Consider the following 17,486-nt stretch of genomic DNA (forward strand, 5'->3'; position numbering starts at 1 on the left):
CACGCAGCGGCCCCCGCAGCGGCCCCCGCAGCGGCCCCCGCAGCGTCCCACGCAGCGGCCCCCGCAGCGTCCCACGCAGCGGCCCTCGCCTCATTGATCTTCGGCAACGCGATATCGAGTTCAGCGTGGCACGTGATTGCGGGAAGCGAGACGAGAATGTCGGCGTGAACCTTCAGTGCCGGAGTGAGAGCGAGCCACGCGGCGCAGTGCACGCGCACCAGCCAGTCGAAGGCCATCCACGAGCGCTTCTCGGAGAGTTCTTTCGAACCGGCGGTGCCGACGAGCAGCGGAATGTACTGCTTGAGTTGGGCGCGTTCTTCATCGGTGCGCATGCCGTCGTTCCAAGCTCGGCCGAACGCGGCCAGAACCGGATCGACGCATGCCGGAGAGTCACCGAAGGACTCGCCAGCGAACATGCTCACGACTTCGAGCAGGCAGTGTTGGCCGCTATCGGCAGAGTGACCGCCAGCGCTCAGGACGACGCTGTCGAGATCAAGGGTGCTGCTGGTGGGATGGTTCATCTGTGCCTCGCATTCCGTGTGGATGTGAGGCAAATATACCCATCAGGTATTTATGTGTCAATACCCATTGGGTATATTTTCTGGGCAAAAAAATACCCCGAATCATCGGGGCAGTTTTCATTTTCCCTTAGGGGTGTCGCATGGAAACGTCGTGGCAACGCCTACAAGAGTTAGAAAGCCCGCATCCATATGCCGCGACTCAGGATGCGTTCGCAGTGCGCGCACAACGATATCTGTTAATTGTCCCACTGTCACTCCACTGGGGACGCAGATCACTCGCTGCTCGCGAGTCTGCATTACGTTTGCCCCATTCACGACGCCGCTTATGAATCCGAGACAAAAGGAGCGATTCACACCTTGGTCGTCGCAATTCGACATGAGGTCATTGCCGGAATATGCCACAGACGAAGTGGCCGCAATTGTTGGGGCAGCGGCGATTACTCCCCATCCAAAGAGAACTCCCAACAGCAGACGTTTTGCCGAGTTTACATATGGGCGCATCGCAATGCCTCTCCCGTGACCGACGATCCTTCTGCCCAGTCCGTCGACGTGCTTATGACATAAAGCGAGTTGCCACCACGCGCAGCAGTTAGATTGAGAGCTGCATTCATTGCGCTCGCGGTCTTATCAAACCCAGTTTTCTGCGTGCCGACCACAATCCCCAAACTCTGGCATTTTTCCTTCTGTGCGGCGGTAGCGATTGCGATCTTGGTGCCTGCCGGTGTGAGTGTCGTCGTGCATCCCGCAATGCTGGCGACCATCATCCCGGCAGCGAAAAAGTGAATAAATCCCTTACCCCGTGTCATGTGCCTTCCTTTTGATCTTCTGAGTCCGAGCGGCCCCGACTTCGTTTTCCGCCCGCTGGGAATTGGTAAATGATGGCCGTCCTAAGCGGTCGGGCTAACTCGCCTCGCGTGTTTCCGGCGCATGCTCCTGCTCCCATGCTTCAACTGTGTCTCGCACGAATCGTGCGACTCGCGCTTTCTCGGAGTCAGGAAGTCTATCAAACCTCGCACGCTCAATCGTGAACGGCCAATTCACCCCCTTAGCGCTTACGATTTTTGCCTCATCGTGCCGCATGTCCATCCAGCCATGAGGTAGCCCAAAAACATCCTCAGCGCGCCTAGCCGTCTTGTCACCGATTCGCTTTATGGGCGTCTTGCCGATGTAGTTCTGGAGCAATTGATAGCTCATCTCCATCCGCGCGGCAAGGGCTGGACGTCCCCCCGCGCGGTCGGCAAGGCCGCGCAGATTGGTGAGTCTGATTTCGTTGATATCCATCCCGGCATTACAGCAATTCATACCCAACGGGTAAATCACCCCGACGGGTATATTCTCTCTTGCTGAAATATACCTAGTGGGTATATTATTCATTCGAACGTAAACCTCTCGGGTGATCTGAATGGATTTCAAAACCTATTACCAGGGTCTTTCGCAGGACGAACGAAAGAAGTTCGCGACGCACGCGAACACCTCGACCGCATACATCGAGGTCCATCTGTTGCCCCGCCGGAAGATTCCGAAGCCTCCCTTGCTCGACGGTCTCGCTTCGGCCTGCTTGGCTATGGGGGCGGACATCACGAAGGGCGATCTGCTCGCGTTTTTCTACCGCACCGAAGCACCTTCCGTCGTGGCGTGAGCGCCGCGTTGACTGAATTCTCAGCGGTCGCGCTGCGCCGCACAACATTCGCGAGAACGATCCGTGAACACATCCGACGCCGCATATCACCTCGTCCATGACTACAAGGGCGGTTCTGAATCGCTCGCGCCCCGCATGGGTATTTCCGCTGCGCTGCTGCGCAACAAGGTCAACCGCAATCGCACGCCTGAGAACCGCAACGTTCTCTCGCTGGCTGAGGCGGTGAACATGACCGACCTTACTGGCGATGAACGAATCCTTCACGCGTGGGCATCCGAGCGTAATAGTGTCTTGGTGCATCTGCCCGAGCCGACTGAACAGCCGGACAACGATGAACTACTCGGCCTCTTCATGCGACTCACGACTGAGTTCGGCGCGCTCGCACAACGCCATCAGGAAGCTACCGAAGACGGAGAGGTCGACGAGCAGGAGAAGGCCGACCTGAAGCGCCTGGGTAACCAGATTCACCAGACGGTGCAGCAGATCCAGACCCTCACTGAGGCGATCTACTGCCGACCGCCCGAGAGCGGCGCCACGCCGCAGCGCGCCACGAGCGTGCGGGCGGTCTGACATGGCCGACATCATTGCCGCCGTGCCCATCGTTTGCCTGATCGGCGTGACGTGGTTCGCGCTGCGCCGGAGGGGGTGAGGGATGCAACACCAGATCGAATTTCCCGTTCGCACACACGCGATGCCATATCATGCTCATTCAGTCCGGGCGGCCGGTGGCCACCGGTGTGCGTCGAATGCCTGCCACGTCGCATATGCCCGGGCCCCTTTCTTGGCAGGAGAGGCGATTTGGCATGGAAGAGAACAAGAACGTAGACCCACCGCTCGAACTGTTGATCGAGGCACGCCCGGAAGTGCTGGTGGGGCTCAATCGGCATGGAACCGTCGATATCATCGTCAACTCCATCGGGGAATCCGGCGAATCTGTAGAGCGCGGGGCCGTCTGCTTTCCTGTGGAATGCTGCGAGGATATCGGCAATGCGCTGATTGCTATCGCGAGCAAGCACCAGCACGGATAACGCTGCACAGCCGCACGTTTGCTGCGGCTATCTCAATTCGGATGGGGGTCTAAATGGCCCGCATCCGCTCTACCAAGCCCGAATTCTGGACCTCTGAGCAGGTCATGGAGCTGTCGCGCGATGCGCGGCTCTTGTTCATCGGTATGTGGAATTTCTGCGATGACGCAGGCATCCACCCAGCCAGCCCGAAGCGCCTCAAAGCCGAAGTCTTCCCCGCTGACGATTTGACCTCGTTGGACATTCGCCGACTGGTCGACGAATTGGTGTCGATCGGTCTCGTCGAAGAGTACGAAGTCGACGGCGAGGCGTTTTGGATTGTCACCGGCTGGCATCACCAGAAGATCGAAAAGCCGACCTTCACTCATCCTCGTCCCGACGGCACGCTCCCTGCAAACGCGCCTGCACGCCGCAAAACCCGCATCTCATCGTCAAATTCGACGAGTAGTCGCGGAGGTGTCGACGACCAATCGTCGAATGATCGTCGACCGTTCGACGACAACTCGCCGACGGAGTCGAGTCGAGTCGAGTCGAGTCGAAAGGACTTAGGTTCTAACAACGGCGTAGGTACACCTCCCGCGAACGATGAAAAATCGATCCTCGCCGCCGTTGGCGTGTCATCGAATCTGATCGCTTGGGAGCGAGAGCGCGGCAAATTCCCGAAGGGATTGAACGCCTCGGCGCAGCAGGTCATCGATCTGGCTGGCCTGAATGTCACGACTGTCGAGCTTCGAGCAGCCTACGACGACGCCGTCACCGAGCGCGACAAGGCGAGCGACCCGGGGCCGATCAATGCCGGATTCGTGCGTTCGTTCGTCGAGAAGGCACGCCGCCCAGCCCCGAAGCCCAAAGCACCGCCCCTGCACACCCTCAACGATGCCCAACTCACGCTGGCCGGTCGCGAATGCGGTGCTGGCGAGGCGCGCGTCGGTGAGTCCCGCGAGTCGTACATCGATCGCATCAAGCGCAAGCAGGCCGAAACCTCACGAGGAGCCGCAGCATGACCGATCTCGTCACCAACGCACAGGACGATGGCCCGAAGTGGGGCTGCGCCGCACACGGCTGCATGCTGGCCGGGACAACGAAGACTGGGGCCGACTGGCTGTGCGGCTGCCACGCGCACGTGCTGCCGATGCACTGGCAGGAAGTCACGGCCCGAATGCACGCCCGCTCGGCATTCGTGCGCGCCTACCTGAACGCCGCGACGATCCATCCCTACGAGTGGGGCAGCGGTCGACATCGTGCGGCGTCTGAGGCAATGGCCCGCATGGGACGGCCAGACCTTGCCCCAGCGAATCAGGTTCGCTCCGTGAAGGTGTTCGACCGCAAAGAGCATGCCTTCGTCGACCACACGCGCACCATCAACGAACAGCAATCGATAAAGCACTGGACCGAACGCCTCTACCTCACGCTCATCGCGGAATGCACCGCCGATCTCGAGAAGGCCAAGGTCCGCACCATGCCTACGGCAGAACTGCCGTTCACCCCGCCAGCCGTTCAATCCCTCATCCCGGAGATGAGCCAATGACCATCCTCTTCGACGAAATGCCCCGAGTTTGCGCACAAACGCAAAGTGGCGATGCACCCGACGAATTCCCGGACCTCGCGCGCGCGCGCACGTTTGACGGCGGCGTGATTCGCTTCACGATCCTCGGGGAGCCTGCGAGCAAGGCCAACAGCCGCAAGGTGGCGAAATTCGGCGACCGTCCGGCCATGCTCATCAAGTCCGACAAGGCCCGCGACTACGAACGCGACGCACTCGCGCAGATCCCGCCGCGTTTCCGCGTGCAACTCACGGGACCGGTGCGCGCGACGCTGCACATTTTCTATGCCAGCGAGCGCCCCGACCTCGACGAATCCATCGTGCTTGACGTGATGCAGGACCGCTACAAGCCCGAGAAGCTGACGAAGGATCAGAAGGCAGCGGGCGTGAAAGCGAAGCGCGTGCTGGTGCAGAAGGGGGTCTATGTGAACGACCGCCAGGTGCGCGAGAAGCACGTGTTCCACGGCATCGATCGGAAGAACCCGCGCACGGAAGTCGTCATCGAGCCATTGCAAGCGCAGCAGCAGGGGCTGTTCAGCGGAGGCCAGCAATGAAGCGCGCCTATCACCTTTGGACGTCCGCCGAAGACAAGATCCTGCGCGCGATTTTCGCGTCTCACGAGACGGTCGCAGACCAGCTTCACCTGCTGCCCGGGCACAACGTGCAATCGCTCAAGAATCGTGCGCGTAGCCTCGGGCTGAAGAAGGCCGTGCGCGTCTACGAAACGTCGAAGCCCACCATCGTCGCCGCAATGGCGTACTACGGCGTGCGCAGTGCGCCTGACATCGCGAAGCTGTCCAAGATCCACCTCGTCACGGTGCGCAAGATCATCAACGACATGGTGAAGGCCGGAGAGGCGCACATCGACGGCTACGCCCCCGCGACGCTCAACGGCATGCCGACGCGCTTGTTCAAGCTCGGCCCCGGTCGCAACGCGCCCCAGCCGCGCACGAAGACGCCGAGCGAGCGCGTCAAGGCGTGGGAGAAGCGCCAAGACCCCGAAGAACTGAAGGTGCGCCGCTCGCGCTATGCCACGCGTCGAAAGATCAAGCTGGGCAAGCTCATCCCTGCGCGCGACCCGCTCACTGCCGCACTGTTCGGGAGCACCTGATGCGCGACCCCATCGGCGCAATCCTCGTCTTCGTCGGCGTGGCCTGCATCCTCATCGCCGCCTGCTCTGCCGCCGGATTCTTTATCACTTTCCGCCCCTAAACGGGCAATTTCAGGAGAAATCAGCATGCTCCCTATCAGCCCCTCAAGCCTCCTTGGTGCGTGTGCCAATGCAAGCGCAGGCACGAAAGAAATCATCCCCATCAAACGCATCCCCGATCAGATCGCATCTGCGCATGAAGCGTTGACGGCGCTCTTCGAAGCGCTTCAGCGCGTCTCGATGCGTGTCTCGTCCATCGCGGACTGCGCTCCTCCCGAAACTGTGGGGGAAGTATCAGCAGCGAGTGCAGATCCCGAATGTGTCATCGCACTCGATTCCTTGATCGAGCGCATCCAACTCGCAACGGCGCGCGCCCACAGCATTTCCGACCGCGTGCGACTCTGACCATGACCAGCCTCGTGCGCCTCGCAGGCATCCTCCCGCGCCAGCCCGAGTTTCGCGCGTGGCTGGCCGAAGCCGCCCATCAGCCGATTACCGCAGACGACGCCGCCGAGTTCATCCGCATCGCCTGCGGCGTCGACAGCCGCCGCGAGCTCGACACGAACGGTCGAGCCGCCGACGCCTTTCACACCATGGTGCGCCGCCCATACCTGGCATGGCGTGATCAGCAGCACCAACCCAAAGGAGCTGGAGCATGAACATGTGCGTGAACACGCCGCCCACCGGCGACGACCAGAGCATCGAGCAGGAAATCCAAGCCAAGGGCAAGACGGCACCGCGCGTCACGCCGCAAGACATCGAGGCGAATATCGCCAGCGAACATTATTTCCGTGGATCGGACGGCGTGTACGCGGCGGAAGGGGTGCTCTTCAATTTCGGCCATCCGATTCCGCTGCTGACCTTCTGTGTGCTGGTGCTGCGCAACGGCTTCACCGTCACCGGCGAGTCGGCCTGCGCCAGCCCGGAGAACTTCGACGCCGAGATCGGCCGCAAGATCGCGCGCCAGAACGCCGTCGCCAAGATTTGGCCGCTCATGGGCTACGAGTTGAAATCCCGCCTTACCACACAAACCGCCTGAAGTTTAGGAACCCAAGCTGCACATTTCTGCAATTTGGGTTCCACAACCGGAGATCAGCATGGAAGAACTGAACCAGCAACAGCCCGGCGCCGAGGTGGCGCAGCCGGGGGAGCCTGTCGGTGCGACGGAACGGGCGTCGTCCGAGACGACCGCCACGGCATCGAGCGGTGCGGATGCGCAGCCGGACGCCGATGGGCAAGCGCCTGCATCGAACGCCTCCAGCGACGAATCGCCGACGGACAGCGGCGGGGACTCCAAGCCTGACGCCCTGGCAGTAGCGCGCGGCACCGTATCCGTTGGCGACATCTTCTCTGTCGTGGTGCGCGAAAGCCATGTGACGGTCATCGGCCGCGATGCCTACGTGATCATCAAGGACAACGAGACCATCCCCAATGTCTCCTGAAATCTACTTCGACCCAGCCCTAAACCTGATCACGGCCGACCCGAAGCCGGGCAGCAACGCGCGCGTGATCACGAAGGCAGAGGTGCCGGACCTCGTGCGTGCCGGAGCGGAGGTCGACAAGTCTGCCCGCGACGTCAGCAAACGCCTGCCGTCGGGGAAGTGAACGCATGCCCAACGCCATCCCGCTCGATGTCCGCGTCGACTGGTTCCGTGTGCTCACGGACCTCTGCCGGGATGGCGGCTCGCTTTACCAGTTGGCGCGCGATACGTCGATACCGCGTTCGTCGCTCCAATCGTACAAGGCAGGCAGCGAGCCGACGCATGCGGTGGGGATGTGCCTGCTCGCGCACTGGTCGGCGAAGGTCGGACGGCCGGGCGCTGATGCGCCGCTCGTCACGCGGTATCAACCCATCAACGTTAGATAGGAGAAGTTCCGTGGAAAGCGATTGGCAGGAAGGAAAGCCGCCTTTTATGCTGGAATGCGAAGTGTGGGCGCGCAGCAATGTGCGGCGTGGCGTACTAGAAGGGCCATATTTCAGATTGTTAGATTGCACGCATCCCCTGCAAAACTCGGTGCTTGATTCCGATCTGATCGAGCAATGGCGGTTCCGCGAGAAACCATATATCAATCCGCCGATCCATATCGATCATGTCTACGAAATACGATTTCAGTTCATCTTCCCGTTCTAACCCGCCTCGGCGGGTTTTTTGTTGCCCGCAATTTCCCCTCACCCAGTGATTTAGACGAAATCTCGTCTGGCTGTCCGCCAAATAATCACCGCAGGTTATAAACAGCGGGGCGGAAATGCCGAGAGGTGCGAAGTCAACATATCGACCGGAGTACGTGGAGCAAGCGCGCAAGCTGTGCCTGCTCGGCGCTACCGACGATGTGATCGCGCGATTCTTCGACGTGACCGACCGCACGCTGCGCAACTGGAAGCAGAGACAGCCCGAGTTCGCCGAAGCCCTGAAGCTCGGCAAGCTATCGGCCGACACGGAGGTCGTCAGCGCGCTCTACGAAAAGGCCAAGGGCGGCGACGTGACGGCCTGCATCTACTGGCTCAAGAACCGCCAGCCTGAGCAATGGCGCGACCGCGTGGCGCATGAGGTGACGGGCGCGGCCGGTGGCCCGATCAAACACGAGACCACTCTCGACGTCACGAAGCTCACTGATGACCAGCTCCGCGCGCTGGCGTCCATCGCTGTGAAGGGCGGTGAATGATGGGCGCGCGCGAATTCTCAATCCAAGACGTGCTGAACGCTCGCGCAGAACTCGCGCACCGCAGCCTGCCCGACTTCGCATGCATGGTCGACATCCCGACTGTGCCGCTTACCGATTCCGACGACGAAGACCAGTTCACGATGATGCGCCTCGGCAAGTTGGCCGCGCATCACGAACTCGTTTGCCGCGCGCTTCAGGACGTCGAAGCCGGGATCATCCCCAACTTGATGGTGCTGATGCCGCCGGGCAGCGCAAAGAGCACGTATGTCGATGTCGTGTTCGTGCCGTGGTTCATGGCCCGCGCGCCGCGTCGCAACGTCATCCTCGCGAGCTACGCCAGCGACATCGCGGCCAAGCAGGGGCGCCGTGCGCGCCAGCTCATCAAATCCCCGTCGTTCGGCCGTCTTACGCGCGGCATTGGCCTGTCGGCCGAGAGCCAAGCCGCCGACCAGTGGGCGCTGACGAACGGTAGCGAGTACATGGCCGGTGGGCTTCTGTCAGGCCTCACGGGCAACCGCGCACACCTCGGCATCATCGACGATCCGATCAAGGGCCGCGAGCAGGCCGAGTCAGAGACGATCCGCAAAAAGACATGGGACGCATATATCGATGACTTCTGCTCGCGTCTGATCCCGGGCGCGCCGCAGATCATGATGCTCACGCGCTGGCATCGCGACGACCCGGCGGGCCGTATCCTGCCCGAAGACTGGGACGGCGAGTCTGGCGTCTTCGAGGGCCGCGACGGCCGTACGTGGCACGTCATCTGTCTACCTGCCATCGCTGATCGCACCGATGACCCGCTCGGACGCGCGCTCGGCGAGACGCTGTGGCCCGAATGGTTCAGCCTCGACCACTGGAAGCCTTTCCAGAAGAACCGCCGCACCTGGTACAGCCTGTATCAGCAGAAGCCGTCGCCCGACGAGGGCACCTATTTTCAGCGCGTCTGGTTCCGCCGGTATCGCCCGGGCAGCGAGCCGTCGCACCTCAACAAGTACATGACCAGCGACCACGCGCCAGCCGGTGGCGATGGCAATGACTACGCATGCGTGCGCGTCTGGGGTGTGGCCGCAAACAACGACGTCTACCTGCTCGACGGCTTTCGTGAACATCTGACGATGGACAAGCTCGCCGAGCGCGTAGTCGGGAAGCGCGAGCGGGGTCTGGTGGGCTTGATTGCCAAACACCGCCCGCTCGCGTGGTTCCCTGAAGACGACAACAACTGGAAGGCGTCTGCCGGGTTCATCACGCAGCAGATGCGCGCCGAGCGCCAGTTCGTGCGCGTCGAGCCGATCACCCCTCACGGCAGCAACAAGCAGGTCAAGGCACAGGCGTTTCAGGGCATGGCCTCGTCGGGCTGCGTCTGGATCCCCGAAGGGCCGGAGGGCGACGAAATCATCGAGCAGTACGTCCAGTTCCCGACCGGCAAGCACGACGACGAGGTCGACGCGGGAAGCCTTATGGGGCGCGCTCTCGCCGAGGCGCACCCGGCAGTCGTGCCGGTCAAGGAGCAGCGCCCAATCGAAAAAGATCGCTGGGAACGTGCATTCAGCCGGAATGAAGGCGACGGGGAGGAATCGTGGAAAGTGGCGTGATGCAGGGCCAACCCGTGGCGGTAGTGCAGGTCGACGTGATCGAGCCGCCATCGCTATCGACGCTGTGCCGCTGGTTCGAGGATTCGGAACAGGCCACAGATACCGCTCGTCGTCTCGCCGAGCGCGACCGCGATTACTACGACGCGAAGCAGTGGACGAAGTCAGAACTCGACATCCTTGCCAAGCGTGGTCAGCCTGCGCTCACGATCAACTATATCAAACGCAAGGTCGAGTACTACCGTGGCTTCGAGCGCCGTCTGCGCAGCGATCCGAAGGCATTCCCGCGCACGCCGCATGAAGAGCAGATGGCGGAAGCCGCCACTGATTCGCTTCGCTATGTCGCCGACCGAAACAAATTCGATGTGACGCGCTCCGACGTCTTCGAAGACATGATGATCGAGGGTACCGGTGGTGTTGACGTGATCGTCAAGCCGAATCGTGACGGCTATGACGTCGATATTACGCGCGTGCCGTGGGATCGTATTTTCTACGATCCATATAGCCGCAATAAGGATTTCAGCGACGCGCGCTATAAGGGCATCGTCATCTGGGAAGACCGCGAGGCTGCGCTCGAAGCATATCCGGATCGAGCTGACGCCATCGAGAACACGTTTAGCAGCGTGTCGATGACGGACACCTACGACGACCGCCCGAAGTTCAATGTGTGGTCCGACAACCGCAGAACGCGCGTTCGCATTGTGCAGATGCATTGGTTGCAGGAAGGCATCTGGATGATGGCGACCTTCACTAAGGGCGGTTTCCTCGACGATCCGATGCCGTCGCCGTACATCGACCGTGACGGTAATCCCGCTTCATCGCTCATCCTGCGGTCTGCCTACGTCGATCGTGACAACAATCGATACGGCCATGTGCGCGATCAGATCTCCTTACAAGACGAGATCAACAAGCGTCGCAGCAAGGCGTTGCACCTGATCAGCATGCGCCAGACGTACGGAAATCGTCAGGCCATCGTCGATCAGGACAAGGCGAAGCGCGAACTGGCAAAGCCTGACGGTCACCTCGTGGTGGAGGCGGGCGGCAAGTTTGGTGAGGACTTCGGCATTTTGCCCACTGGCGATATGGCGCAGTCGCAAATGGAATTGCTCCACCACGCGACCAGCGAAATGCAGGCGAGCGGCCCGAATGCTGCTATGGCCGGGAAGGATCCGCGTATCCAGTCGGGCCGGGCCATCCAGGCACAGCAGGCAGGCGGCGCGATCGAGGTTGAACCACTGATCGACGACCTGCGCCAGTGGACCCAGCAGGTTATGGAGGCGTGCTGGCTGCGCGTGCGCCAGTTCTGGACTGGCCCAATGTGGGTACGCGTCACGGACGACGAGCGCAACCTGAAGTGGGTCGGCCTGAATCAGCCCGTGACGCTCGCCGACGAACTCTCGGCCATGCCTCCGGAGCAGGCACAGCAGATCGCGCAGCAATACCAGTTGCAGCCCGGCGATCCGCGTCTCGATCAGGTCGTGCGCCGCGACAACGAAATCTCCGGTCTCGACGTCGACATCATCATCGAGGAAGGCCCTGACGTCGCGAACATCCAGGCGGAGCAATTCCAGATCCTTGCACAAATCGCCCCGGCGCTCGCCCAAACCGGCGACCCGATCCCGACCGATGTCCTCATTCGTGCATCGAGCCTACGCAACAAGGACGCGTTGCTCGACCAGATGGGCAAGGCTCGCGAGCAGCGCGCGCAAGCCCAGCAGGGCGCACAGCAGATCGGACAGGCCAAGGCCGAGGCCGACATTAACAAGACGAATTCCGACGCCCTGAAGTCGCGTGCGCAGGCCGCCGAAGCAATGTCGAACGCACAGCGCGGGCCGGATGCTCCGCAGGCCCCGCAGCAACCGTCGACTCTCGACGAAATGAAAAAAGCCGCAGAGATCCGACGGATTGATGCGCAGACCGCAAATCTTCAGGTCGATTCGATCAAGAACATCGCCGAGGCACAGCGTCCGGCGCAGGTAACCGATTTTGCATAACCCGCCGCCGGGGAGTCGGGCGTAGGGCTGCCGCCGGGCCAATTCGGGCGCGTTGGAGAGAGCAATGACGACATCACTGGACGACGTTTTGAGTGGAGCAGCACCGCAGGAAGCGAATGACGCCGCGCAGCAGCAGCAAGGCGACACCGCGATGGCGGCGACTGAGCAATCCGCTACGGGCGACACGGCCACGCAAACGGAAGCGCAAGCGGCAGCAGCAACGCCGGGCGCGGACGAGAACGCGGACGCGAGTACGACGCCGGTACAACAAACGGGTTCGATGGTGCCGCTGAAAGCTCTTGAGGAAGAACGCAAGGGACGACAGGACTGGAAGGAGAAGGCGATTCGGGCAGAGGCTGCCCTTGAGGCTTTGCGCACGCAGCAGCCGCAAACGCAAGCCGCACAGGCACAGCCGCAGACTGTTGATATGGATCTCGGCACCACGCTCTTTAATGAGCGCCTGAACGTTTCGGAGATGTTGTTGCGCAGCAAGCACGACGACGTCGACGACATGGTCGAGGTGTTCAAAGGTGCGGTGGCAAAGAATCCCGCTCTCGGTGCCGAACTCACCCGGCAGGCCAACCCGTACGGCTGGATGTACGAGCAGGCCAAGCGCATCAAGGCGATGGAAGAGATCGGAAGCGACCCGGAGGCATACCGCCAAAAGGTGCGTGACGAACTCATGGCCCAGATGCAAGCCGACCAGCAGGCGCAAGCGGCGAGCACCACGGCTGCAGCCGCGCCCGCAACGCCCGTCACTCCGCCGCCCGTCATCCCGAAAACTCTCGCGACCGCTCGATCCGCTGCGCCGCGCACCGCGCCCGCATGGACTGGCCCGACGTCGCTGTCCGACATTCTCAATTCGAAGAGGTAACGGAAAATGGCTGAAACTACCGCCCGCGCGGGTTTGACCCCGCAACAATGGGACGATCAGTTCTTCATGGAGTACGTGCGCGATAACCGCTTCAAGCGGTACATGGGCACGGATGAGAACTCGATCATCCAGCTCAAAGACGACCTGACCCGCAAGCCTGGCGACCGCGTCACCTTCGCCAATGTCCGCAAGCTCAAGGGGCAAGGCGTCACCGGCAACCAAGTTCTGGAAGGCAACGAAGAAGAGCTGGATTCTCGCTCGATGGCCGTGACGGTCAACCCGCTTCGTAATGCCGTGATCGTCACCGATTGGGACGAACAGAAGTCTGCGATCGACCTGCGCAACGCCGGAAAGATGGCGTTGAAGCTTTGGGCCATGGAGAAGCTGCGCGACGCCACCATCGCCGCGCTGTATTCGATCAACGGCGTTCCCTATGGCTTGGCCTCCGAAGCGCAGAAAGATGCATGGCTGGCCGATAACGCTGATCGCGTGCTGTTTGGCTCGTCGGTGTCGAACAACACGGGCAACGACCATTCGGCGTCGCTCGCGAACATCGACAACACGGCCGACAAGCTCAGCACCGCCATGATCAGCCTCGCGAAGCGACGCGCTCAGCTTGCCTCCCCGGCGATCAAGCCGATTCGCTTGAACGAGGACGAGGAATGGTTCGTGTTTTTCGCCAACTCGCTCGCGTTCCGCGACCTGGGCCAAGACCCAGCAATGGTTCAGGCGAACCGTGATGCGCGTGCTCGCGAAGGCAACTCGATGAACAGCAATCCGCTGTTCACCGGCGGCTCGCTCGTTTGGGACGGCGTGATCATCCGAGAAATTCCGGAGATCGGTTATCTGCCGGGCGTGGGTGCTGGCGGCATTCAGGTCGGCGCCAACTTCCTCGTTGGTGCTCAGGCTGTCGGCGTGGCATGGGCTCAGCGCACGAAGTCGACGACCGATGTGCGCGATTACGGCTACCGCACTGGCGTCGGCGTTCAGGAGATTCGCGGCGTCGAGAAACTGTTGTTCGGCAAGGGCGCCGACGACACGGCAAACCTCGTGCAGCACGGCGTGCATACGGTGTACGCGGCCGCCGTGGCCGACGCGTAATCACCTGGGATGGCGGGCCTCGCGGCTCGCCTCCTGCATCCCATACCTGAGAGGAACCTGAAATGACGACTTTCACCGCAACCAACACCGGCACGGCAAACGCAGTGCCCGGCGTCGGCGACGGCCACGGCCTGAAGGCTGTAGTCGGCGTCTTCACGCTGGCCGCTGCACTGGCGCTCAATGACGTGATTCAAAGTCCGCTGGTGCCGAAGGGCGCCACGATTCTCGACGTCATCGTCGCTGTGACGGATCTCGACACCGGCGGTTCGCCAGCCATCACGCTCGACGTGGGGTATGGAGACGACCCGGACTACTTCGTCCAAGCATCGACTGTCGGTCAGGCCGGTGGCGTAGCACGCGCCTCGGCTCCCACCGCGAAGCCGCTCACGCTGGCGCAGAACGACACCGTCGATGTCACGGTGAAGGCTGCTCCGGCGACCGGCGCCACGTCGGGCACCGTGTCGATCGTGGTGCTGTTCCTGCCGCCGAACGCGTAAGCCGTAGACGACGAAACATGGGCGGCGCGGTCTGGCCGCCCACATAGGAGAAGAACATGGCAAAGGTCAAATATCTGGGCGATCCGAGCGGTGAAGAGCATCGCCATTCGATCGAGCATGCGGGCGTGACTCTGGCGCGAGGTGAATGGTCGGAAGTGCCCGACCACGCTGCCAAGAAACTCGCGAGCAATCCGCACTTTGAGGTCAAGGGCATCGCAGTGCCGAAGGACGACAAGCAATCTGACCGCGACGCTGTTTATCTCGCCGAGTTGGAAGCGACGGTCACCGCGTTGCAGACGCCGCCCGCTGACGAGGCGCCCGTGAAGGCGTCGAAGAAGTAAGCGAGGCAGAACATGGCAGCGACGATCAACGATCTGGCGACCCGAGTGCTTCAAAAGCTTCGCGTCCTGAGCGTGGGGCAGACGGCGTATCCGGAGGACATGGAAATCGCGAAACAGAAGATCCGCGCGGCGCATGCGTCGTTCCGCAAGGATGAGCGCGTGCGCTGGACGATTTCGTCGCTGCCTGAAGCCGCCGAGGAACCTTATGTGCTTCTTGCGGCGTATTTCTGCGCGCCTGAGTTTCGCAAGCAGGCCGACCCGTCGTGGGTCACGTTCGCCGAGCGCGAAATCAACGCGATCATCCAGACGCCGATGTCGGGCGCGCCCGTGTACACGGAGTATTTCTGAATGGACATCTCTTTCTCGGTCGCTATGGATCAGCCCGCAGAGCGGCGCGATTTCGAAGTCGCGGCCGGGGATGACTTCCGCGTGCTGCTCAGCGTCTACGCGCAAGACGTCGACGACGGATCGCTACCGGTTGACCTGACTGGCAAGACGCTGACACTCAAGGTCGCCGAGTGCGCCTATCCGCCGCTGACTGTCTCTGCCGCCGGTGCGGCTCAGACGTCGTTTGTCTTCGTGCCCGGCAACACGAAGGACGCATGCGGCCGTCTGCCGTACACCATCAAGATGACCGACAACGTGAACGGCAAGGTTACGACGCTCGCGTTCGGTGCGATGGTCGTGCGCAACCCCGACGCTCGCGGCTGCCCGTCTGGCAGCGATTACGGGTGGCGCGGCTATGGGAGGCTCGTATGATCGCGCTCCCGCTCGCTGGCGGCTCGTCGAAGGCGCGCAGTTACATCGCATCGAACGTCCGATGCCTCAATCTCTACGGGGAAAAGAACCCGCAGGGAAGTGAATTCCCGGAGACGTTCTACCCGACGCCCGGGCTGCGCAAGCTCGCGACGGCGCCCGAGGCAGGCTATTACGGTCTCTACGTGAGTTCGGCTGATGAATTGTTCGCGGCGATCGGCAAATCGATCTATCAGATCGGGACGGATTTCTCGTTCACCAAAATCGGCGAAATCGGCGTGCCTGCCGGGCCGGTGTCGATGCAGGACAACACGCTTCAAATCGTGATCGTCGATGGCTCGCCGAATGGCTGGACCGTCGAGATGAACACGAAGGTGCTCAACAAGATCACCGATCCCGCGTTCTACGGCTCCCCGCGAGCGTCCGTCGTGGACGACTTCTTCATCTTCAATCAGCCCGACACGCGCCAGTTCTACGTCTCCCCGGCGCTCTCGATGGACCTTGATCCGCTCGACATCGCGGCGAAGAATGGCGCGCCCGACAAACTGGTCGTCGCCGTGGTGGCGAATCGGTTGATCTGGTTGCTGGGCGAGCGAAGCACTGAAATCTGGAACAACACCGGTGCCGGTGACTTCACATTCTCGCGATATCCCGGCGTATTCATTCAGCATGGGTGCGCGGCGGCTGCGTCTCCCGCTGTCGCAGACAGTGCGATCTTCTGGCTCGGCCAAGACGAGCAGGGCGGTGGACTGGTATTCCGTGGCAGCCAGTTGAGCGCACAGCTGATCTCGACCCCGGCGCTCACCGAGGAATTGCGATCGTATCCGCGCCTCGATGACGCCATAGGGTATATCCACCAGGTCGACTCGCATCTCTTCTACGTGCTGACCTTCCCGACGGCTGACCGCACTTGGACCTATGACGTTCTGTCCAGCGAGTGGCACGAGCGCAGCTGGATGAGCGACGACGGCGTGCAGCACCGTCACCGGGGTTCCTGTTTCGCCAACTGGCGCGGCAAACAGATCGTCGGCGACTGGGAGACAGGCGACCTCTACGAACTCACGCCGGACGCATATGACGATGCGGGCGAGGAAGTATTGCGCCTGCGCTCGTGGGCGATTGCTGGTGGAACCGGCGAGCCAATGAGCTACGACAAGTTCCGCGCAGTCATGGAGGTGGGCGAGGCCGCTTCCTATGCGGACGATCCGAAAGCGCGCCTTCGTTGGTCTGATACGCGCGGCCGGACGTGGTCGAATCCGATTTCGATGAGCGTCGGGCATCGAGGACAGTTCACGCGGAACGTCGAGCGTCACCGCCTGGGCACCGACTTGGGTAATGGCCGTGTGTTTGAACTCGCATGGTCCGCCAACTGCAAGACGGCGCTCGCCGGTGCTTACGTCGACGTGGGGACTGACTGATGGCAGAACAGAAAACAATCCCGTTCCCGCCGCGCGAGGTGCCATTTCTCCTTCAGGACGGCTCTGGCCGCGTCAATGAAATCTGGCTCGAATTCATCATCGGCTTCTTCGGACGCACCGGTGGTGAAGGCGGAAGCGATCCGGGCAGCATCCCGGTCGACGTCACCGCGCTCCAATTGGACGCCGAGAGCATGCGCGCCGCATCGCTGGTCATTGCAGCTCTGGCCCGACTGGCAGAGATTGAAACGATGCTCGCGGCATTCGCGCCGCAGCCGCCGACGATGGTCGGCATTTCAGATATGGCCGTGATGGCCTCGGACGTCGTTCCCCAGCGGTCTCAGAACGACGATCTACGAATTCTCATGGGGGTCTGA

General features: G+C 61.7%; 28 protein-coding genes. 24 read left to right on the plus strand and 4 right to left on the minus strand.

The window, feature by feature from the left end; all coding sequences use genetic code 11:
• The 4 genes from PCO31010_RS26630 to PCO31010_RS12800 form a co-directional block, all read right to left on the minus strand.
• On the minus strand, window positions 1-521 hold a 521-nt coding region (locus PCO31010_RS26630; protein WP_174984681.1), incomplete at its 3' end, for a hypothetical protein.
• Window positions 522-638: 117 nt separating this feature from the next.
• Window positions 639-1,022: a Rap1a/Tai family immunity protein gene (locus PCO31010_RS27200; protein ID WP_425495018.1), complete on the minus strand. Its 384-nt coding sequence runs from the start codon at window positions 1,020-1,022 to the stop codon at window positions 639-641.
• Entirely contained in the window at window positions 1,007-1,327 is a 321-nt protein-coding gene (locus tag PCO31010_RS12795) for a DUF4156 domain-containing protein (protein WP_150664619.1), read from the minus strand. The genes PCO31010_RS27200 and PCO31010_RS12795 overlap by 16 nt, the downstream gene beginning before the upstream one ends.
• A gap of 94 nt (window positions 1,328-1,421) precedes the next feature.
• The gene (locus tag PCO31010_RS12800; RefSeq protein ID WP_150664620.1) at window positions 1,422-1,802 is read right to left on the minus strand and encodes a hypothetical protein; all 381 of its coding nucleotides are present in this window, start codon (window positions 1,800-1,802) and stop codon (window positions 1,422-1,424) included.
• 121 nt (window positions 1,803-1,923) lie between these two features.
• Between PCO31010_RS12800 and PCO31010_RS12805 the strand changes: the two genes are divergently transcribed.
• From PCO31010_RS12805 to PCO31010_RS12915, 24 genes are all read left to right on the plus strand, one after another.
• Entirely contained in the window at window positions 1,924-2,160 is a 237-nt protein-coding gene (locus PCO31010_RS12805) for a hypothetical protein (RefSeq protein ID WP_150664621.1), read from the plus strand.
• A gap of 63 nt (window positions 2,161-2,223) precedes the next feature.
• A complete protein-coding gene (locus PCO31010_RS12810) occupies window positions 2,224-2,730 on the plus strand; it encodes a YmfL family putative regulatory protein (RefSeq protein WP_150664622.1) in 507 nt (168 codons plus the stop codon).
• Window positions 2,731-2,963: 233 nt separating this feature from the next.
• Entirely contained in the window at window positions 2,964-3,188 is a 225-nt protein-coding gene (locus PCO31010_RS12815) for a hypothetical protein (protein WP_150664623.1), read from the plus strand.
• A gap of 53 nt (window positions 3,189-3,241) precedes the next feature.
• A complete protein-coding gene (locus PCO31010_RS12820) occupies window positions 3,242-4,189 on the plus strand; it encodes a hypothetical protein (RefSeq protein ID WP_150664624.1) in 948 nt (315 codons plus the stop codon).
• Window positions 4,186-4,713: a hypothetical protein gene (locus PCO31010_RS12825; protein WP_150664625.1), complete on the plus strand. Its 528-nt coding sequence runs from the start codon at window positions 4,186-4,188 to the stop codon at window positions 4,711-4,713. Before PCO31010_RS12820 ends, PCO31010_RS12825 begins: the two co-directional genes overlap by 4 nt.
• Window positions 4,710-5,282 (plus strand): RusA family crossover junction endodeoxyribonuclease, encoded by a 573-nt coding sequence (locus PCO31010_RS12830; RefSeq protein WP_246184595.1) that lies wholly within the window; start codon window positions 4,710-4,712, stop codon window positions 5,280-5,282. The genes PCO31010_RS12825 and PCO31010_RS12830 overlap by 4 nt, the downstream gene beginning before the upstream one ends.
• Window positions 5,279-5,839 carry a hypothetical protein gene (locus PCO31010_RS12835; RefSeq protein WP_150664626.1) on the plus strand — a complete coding sequence of 187 codons (561 nt, stop codon included), beginning with the start codon at window positions 5,279-5,281 and terminating at the stop codon, window positions 5,837-5,839. Before PCO31010_RS12830 ends, PCO31010_RS12835 begins: the two co-directional genes overlap by 4 nt.
• Window positions 5,840-6,285: 446 nt before the next feature.
• Complete coding sequence (locus tag PCO31010_RS12840; protein ID WP_150664627.1) at window positions 6,286-6,537, plus strand: hypothetical protein; 252 nt, start codon at window positions 6,286-6,288, stop codon at window positions 6,535-6,537.
• Between the two features lie 2 nt (window positions 6,538-6,539).
• Window positions 6,540-6,917 carry a Gp49 family protein gene (locus PCO31010_RS12845; RefSeq protein ID WP_174984685.1) on the plus strand — a complete coding sequence of 126 codons (378 nt, stop codon included), beginning with the start codon at window positions 6,540-6,542 and terminating at the stop codon, window positions 6,915-6,917.
• Between the two features lie 58 nt (window positions 6,918-6,975).
• On the plus strand, window positions 6,976-7,320 hold the full coding sequence (locus PCO31010_RS12850) for a hypothetical protein (RefSeq protein WP_150664629.1): 345 nt from the start codon (window positions 6,976-6,978) through the stop codon (window positions 7,318-7,320).
• On the plus strand, window positions 7,310-7,483 hold the full coding sequence (locus PCO31010_RS26635) for a hypothetical protein (RefSeq protein WP_174984688.1): 174 nt from the start codon (window positions 7,310-7,312) through the stop codon (window positions 7,481-7,483). Before PCO31010_RS12850 ends, PCO31010_RS26635 begins: the two co-directional genes overlap by 11 nt.
• Before the next feature lie 4 nt (window positions 7,484-7,487).
• Window positions 7,488-7,745, plus strand: a complete 258-nt coding sequence (locus tag PCO31010_RS12855) for a hypothetical protein (protein ID WP_150664630.1) — start codon at window positions 7,488-7,490, stop codon at window positions 7,743-7,745.
• Between the two features lie 10 nt (window positions 7,746-7,755).
• The gene (locus PCO31010_RS12860; protein WP_150664631.1) at window positions 7,756-8,010 is read left to right on the plus strand and encodes a hypothetical protein; all 255 of its coding nucleotides are present in this window, start codon (window positions 7,756-7,758) and stop codon (window positions 8,008-8,010) included.
• A gap of 154 nt (window positions 8,011-8,164) precedes the next feature.
• Window positions 8,165-8,542: a hypothetical protein gene (locus PCO31010_RS12865; RefSeq protein ID WP_174984691.1), complete on the plus strand. Its 378-nt coding sequence runs from the start codon at window positions 8,165-8,167 to the stop codon at window positions 8,540-8,542.
• Window positions 8,543-8,571: 29 nt separating this feature from the next.
• On the plus strand, window positions 8,572-10,134 hold the full coding sequence (locus tag PCO31010_RS12870) for a terminase large subunit domain-containing protein (protein ID WP_174984695.1): 1,563 nt from the start codon (window positions 8,572-8,574) through the stop codon (window positions 10,132-10,134).
• Complete coding sequence (locus PCO31010_RS12875; RefSeq protein ID WP_150664633.1) at window positions 10,134-12,125, plus strand: portal protein; 1,992 nt, start codon at window positions 10,134-10,136, stop codon at window positions 12,123-12,125. The genes PCO31010_RS12870 and PCO31010_RS12875 overlap by 1 nt, the downstream gene beginning before the upstream one ends.
• Window positions 12,126-12,189: 64 nt before the next feature.
• Window positions 12,190-12,999, plus strand: coding sequence for a hypothetical protein (locus PCO31010_RS12880; RefSeq protein WP_150664634.1), 810 nt, complete (start codon window positions 12,190-12,192; stop codon window positions 12,997-12,999).
• 6 nt (window positions 13,000-13,005) lie between these two features.
• Complete coding sequence (locus PCO31010_RS12885; protein ID WP_150664635.1) at window positions 13,006-14,100, plus strand: phage capsid family protein; 1,095 nt, start codon at window positions 13,006-13,008, stop codon at window positions 14,098-14,100.
• Between the two features lie 62 nt (window positions 14,101-14,162).
• Entirely contained in the window at window positions 14,163-14,597 is a 435-nt protein-coding gene (locus PCO31010_RS12890) for a hypothetical protein (protein ID WP_150664636.1), read from the plus strand.
• Between the two features lie 56 nt (window positions 14,598-14,653).
• The gene (locus PCO31010_RS12895) at window positions 14,654-14,938 is read left to right on the plus strand and encodes a hypothetical protein (protein WP_150664637.1); all 285 of its coding nucleotides are present in this window, start codon (window positions 14,654-14,656) and stop codon (window positions 14,936-14,938) included.
• Window positions 14,939-14,950: 12 nt separating this feature from the next.
• A complete protein-coding gene (locus PCO31010_RS12900) occupies window positions 14,951-15,286 on the plus strand; it encodes a hypothetical protein (protein ID WP_150664638.1) in 336 nt (111 codons plus the stop codon).
• A complete protein-coding gene (locus PCO31010_RS12905) occupies window positions 15,287-15,697 on the plus strand; it encodes a hypothetical protein (protein ID WP_150664639.1) in 411 nt (136 codons plus the stop codon).
• On the plus strand, window positions 15,694-17,112 hold the full coding sequence (locus tag PCO31010_RS12910) for a hypothetical protein (RefSeq protein WP_150664640.1): 1,419 nt from the start codon (window positions 15,694-15,696) through the stop codon (window positions 17,110-17,112). The genes PCO31010_RS12905 and PCO31010_RS12910 overlap by 4 nt, the downstream gene beginning before the upstream one ends.
• Window positions 17,112-17,486 carry a hypothetical protein gene (locus PCO31010_RS12915; protein WP_150664641.1) on the plus strand — a complete coding sequence of 125 codons (375 nt, stop codon included), beginning with the start codon at window positions 17,112-17,114 and terminating at the stop codon, window positions 17,484-17,486. The genes PCO31010_RS12910 and PCO31010_RS12915 overlap by 1 nt, the downstream gene beginning before the upstream one ends.

The organism is Pandoraea commovens, from assembly GCF_902459615.1.
Lineage (GTDB): Bacteria > Pseudomonadota > Gammaproteobacteria > Burkholderiales > Burkholderiaceae > Pandoraea > Pandoraea commovens.

Excerpts from the sequence above, each read along its gene's own strand:
- PCO31010_RS27200 (WP_425495018.1), bottom strand. The coding sequence starts at position 1,022 with ATGCGCCCATATGTAAACTCGGCAAAACGTCTGCTGTTGGGAGTTCTC.
- PCO31010_RS12795 (WP_150664619.1), bottom strand. The coding sequence starts at position 1,327 with ATGACACGGGGTAAGGGATTTATTCACTTTTTCGCTGCCGGGATGATG.
- PCO31010_RS12800 (WP_150664620.1), bottom strand. The coding sequence starts at position 1,802 with ATGGATATCAACGAAATCAGACTCACCAATCTGCGCGGCCTTGCCGAC.
- PCO31010_RS12805 (WP_150664621.1), top strand. The coding sequence starts at position 1,924 with ATGGATTTCAAAACCTATTACCAGGGTCTTTCGCAGGACGAACGAAAG.
- PCO31010_RS12815 (WP_150664623.1), top strand. The coding sequence starts at position 2,964 with ATGGAAGAGAACAAGAACGTAGACCCACCGCTCGAACTGTTGATCGAG.
- PCO31010_RS12820 (WP_150664624.1), top strand. The coding sequence starts at position 3,242 with ATGGCCCGCATCCGCTCTACCAAGCCCGAATTCTGGACCTCTGAGCAG.
- PCO31010_RS12825 (WP_150664625.1), top strand. The coding sequence starts at position 4,186 with ATGACCGATCTCGTCACCAACGCACAGGACGATGGCCCGAAGTGGGGC.
- PCO31010_RS12830 (WP_246184595.1), top strand. The coding sequence starts at position 4,710 with ATGACCATCCTCTTCGACGAAATGCCCCGAGTTTGCGCACAAACGCAA.
- PCO31010_RS12835 (WP_150664626.1), top strand. The coding sequence starts at position 5,279 with ATGAAGCGCGCCTATCACCTTTGGACGTCCGCCGAAGACAAGATCCTG.
- PCO31010_RS12840 (WP_150664627.1), top strand. The coding sequence starts at position 6,286 with ATGACCAGCCTCGTGCGCCTCGCAGGCATCCTCCCGCGCCAGCCCGAG.
- PCO31010_RS12845 (WP_174984685.1), top strand. The coding sequence starts at position 6,540 with ATGTGCGTGAACACGCCGCCCACCGGCGACGACCAGAGCATCGAGCAG.
- PCO31010_RS12850 (WP_150664629.1), top strand. The coding sequence starts at position 6,976 with ATGGAAGAACTGAACCAGCAACAGCCCGGCGCCGAGGTGGCGCAGCCG.
- PCO31010_RS26635 (WP_174984688.1), top strand. The coding sequence starts at position 7,310 with ATGTCTCCTGAAATCTACTTCGACCCAGCCCTAAACCTGATCACGGCC.
- PCO31010_RS12855 (WP_150664630.1), top strand. The coding sequence starts at position 7,488 with ATGCCCAACGCCATCCCGCTCGATGTCCGCGTCGACTGGTTCCGTGTG.
- PCO31010_RS12875 (WP_150664633.1), top strand. The coding sequence starts at position 10,134 with ATGCAGGGCCAACCCGTGGCGGTAGTGCAGGTCGACGTGATCGAGCCG.
- PCO31010_RS12880 (WP_150664634.1), top strand. The coding sequence starts at position 12,190 with ATGACGACATCACTGGACGACGTTTTGAGTGGAGCAGCACCGCAGGAA.
- PCO31010_RS12885 (WP_150664635.1), top strand. The coding sequence starts at position 13,006 with ATGGCTGAAACTACCGCCCGCGCGGGTTTGACCCCGCAACAATGGGAC.
- PCO31010_RS12890 (WP_150664636.1), top strand. The coding sequence starts at position 14,163 with ATGACGACTTTCACCGCAACCAACACCGGCACGGCAAACGCAGTGCCC.
- PCO31010_RS12895 (WP_150664637.1), top strand. The coding sequence starts at position 14,654 with ATGGCAAAGGTCAAATATCTGGGCGATCCGAGCGGTGAAGAGCATCGC.
- PCO31010_RS12900 (WP_150664638.1), top strand. The coding sequence starts at position 14,951 with ATGGCAGCGACGATCAACGATCTGGCGACCCGAGTGCTTCAAAAGCTT.
- PCO31010_RS12905 (WP_150664639.1), top strand. The coding sequence starts at position 15,287 with ATGGACATCTCTTTCTCGGTCGCTATGGATCAGCCCGCAGAGCGGCGC.
- PCO31010_RS12910 (WP_150664640.1), top strand. The coding sequence starts at position 15,694 with ATGATCGCGCTCCCGCTCGCTGGCGGCTCGTCGAAGGCGCGCAGTTAC.
- PCO31010_RS12915 (WP_150664641.1), top strand. The coding sequence starts at position 17,112 with ATGGCAGAACAGAAAACAATCCCGTTCCCGCCGCGCGAGGTGCCATTT.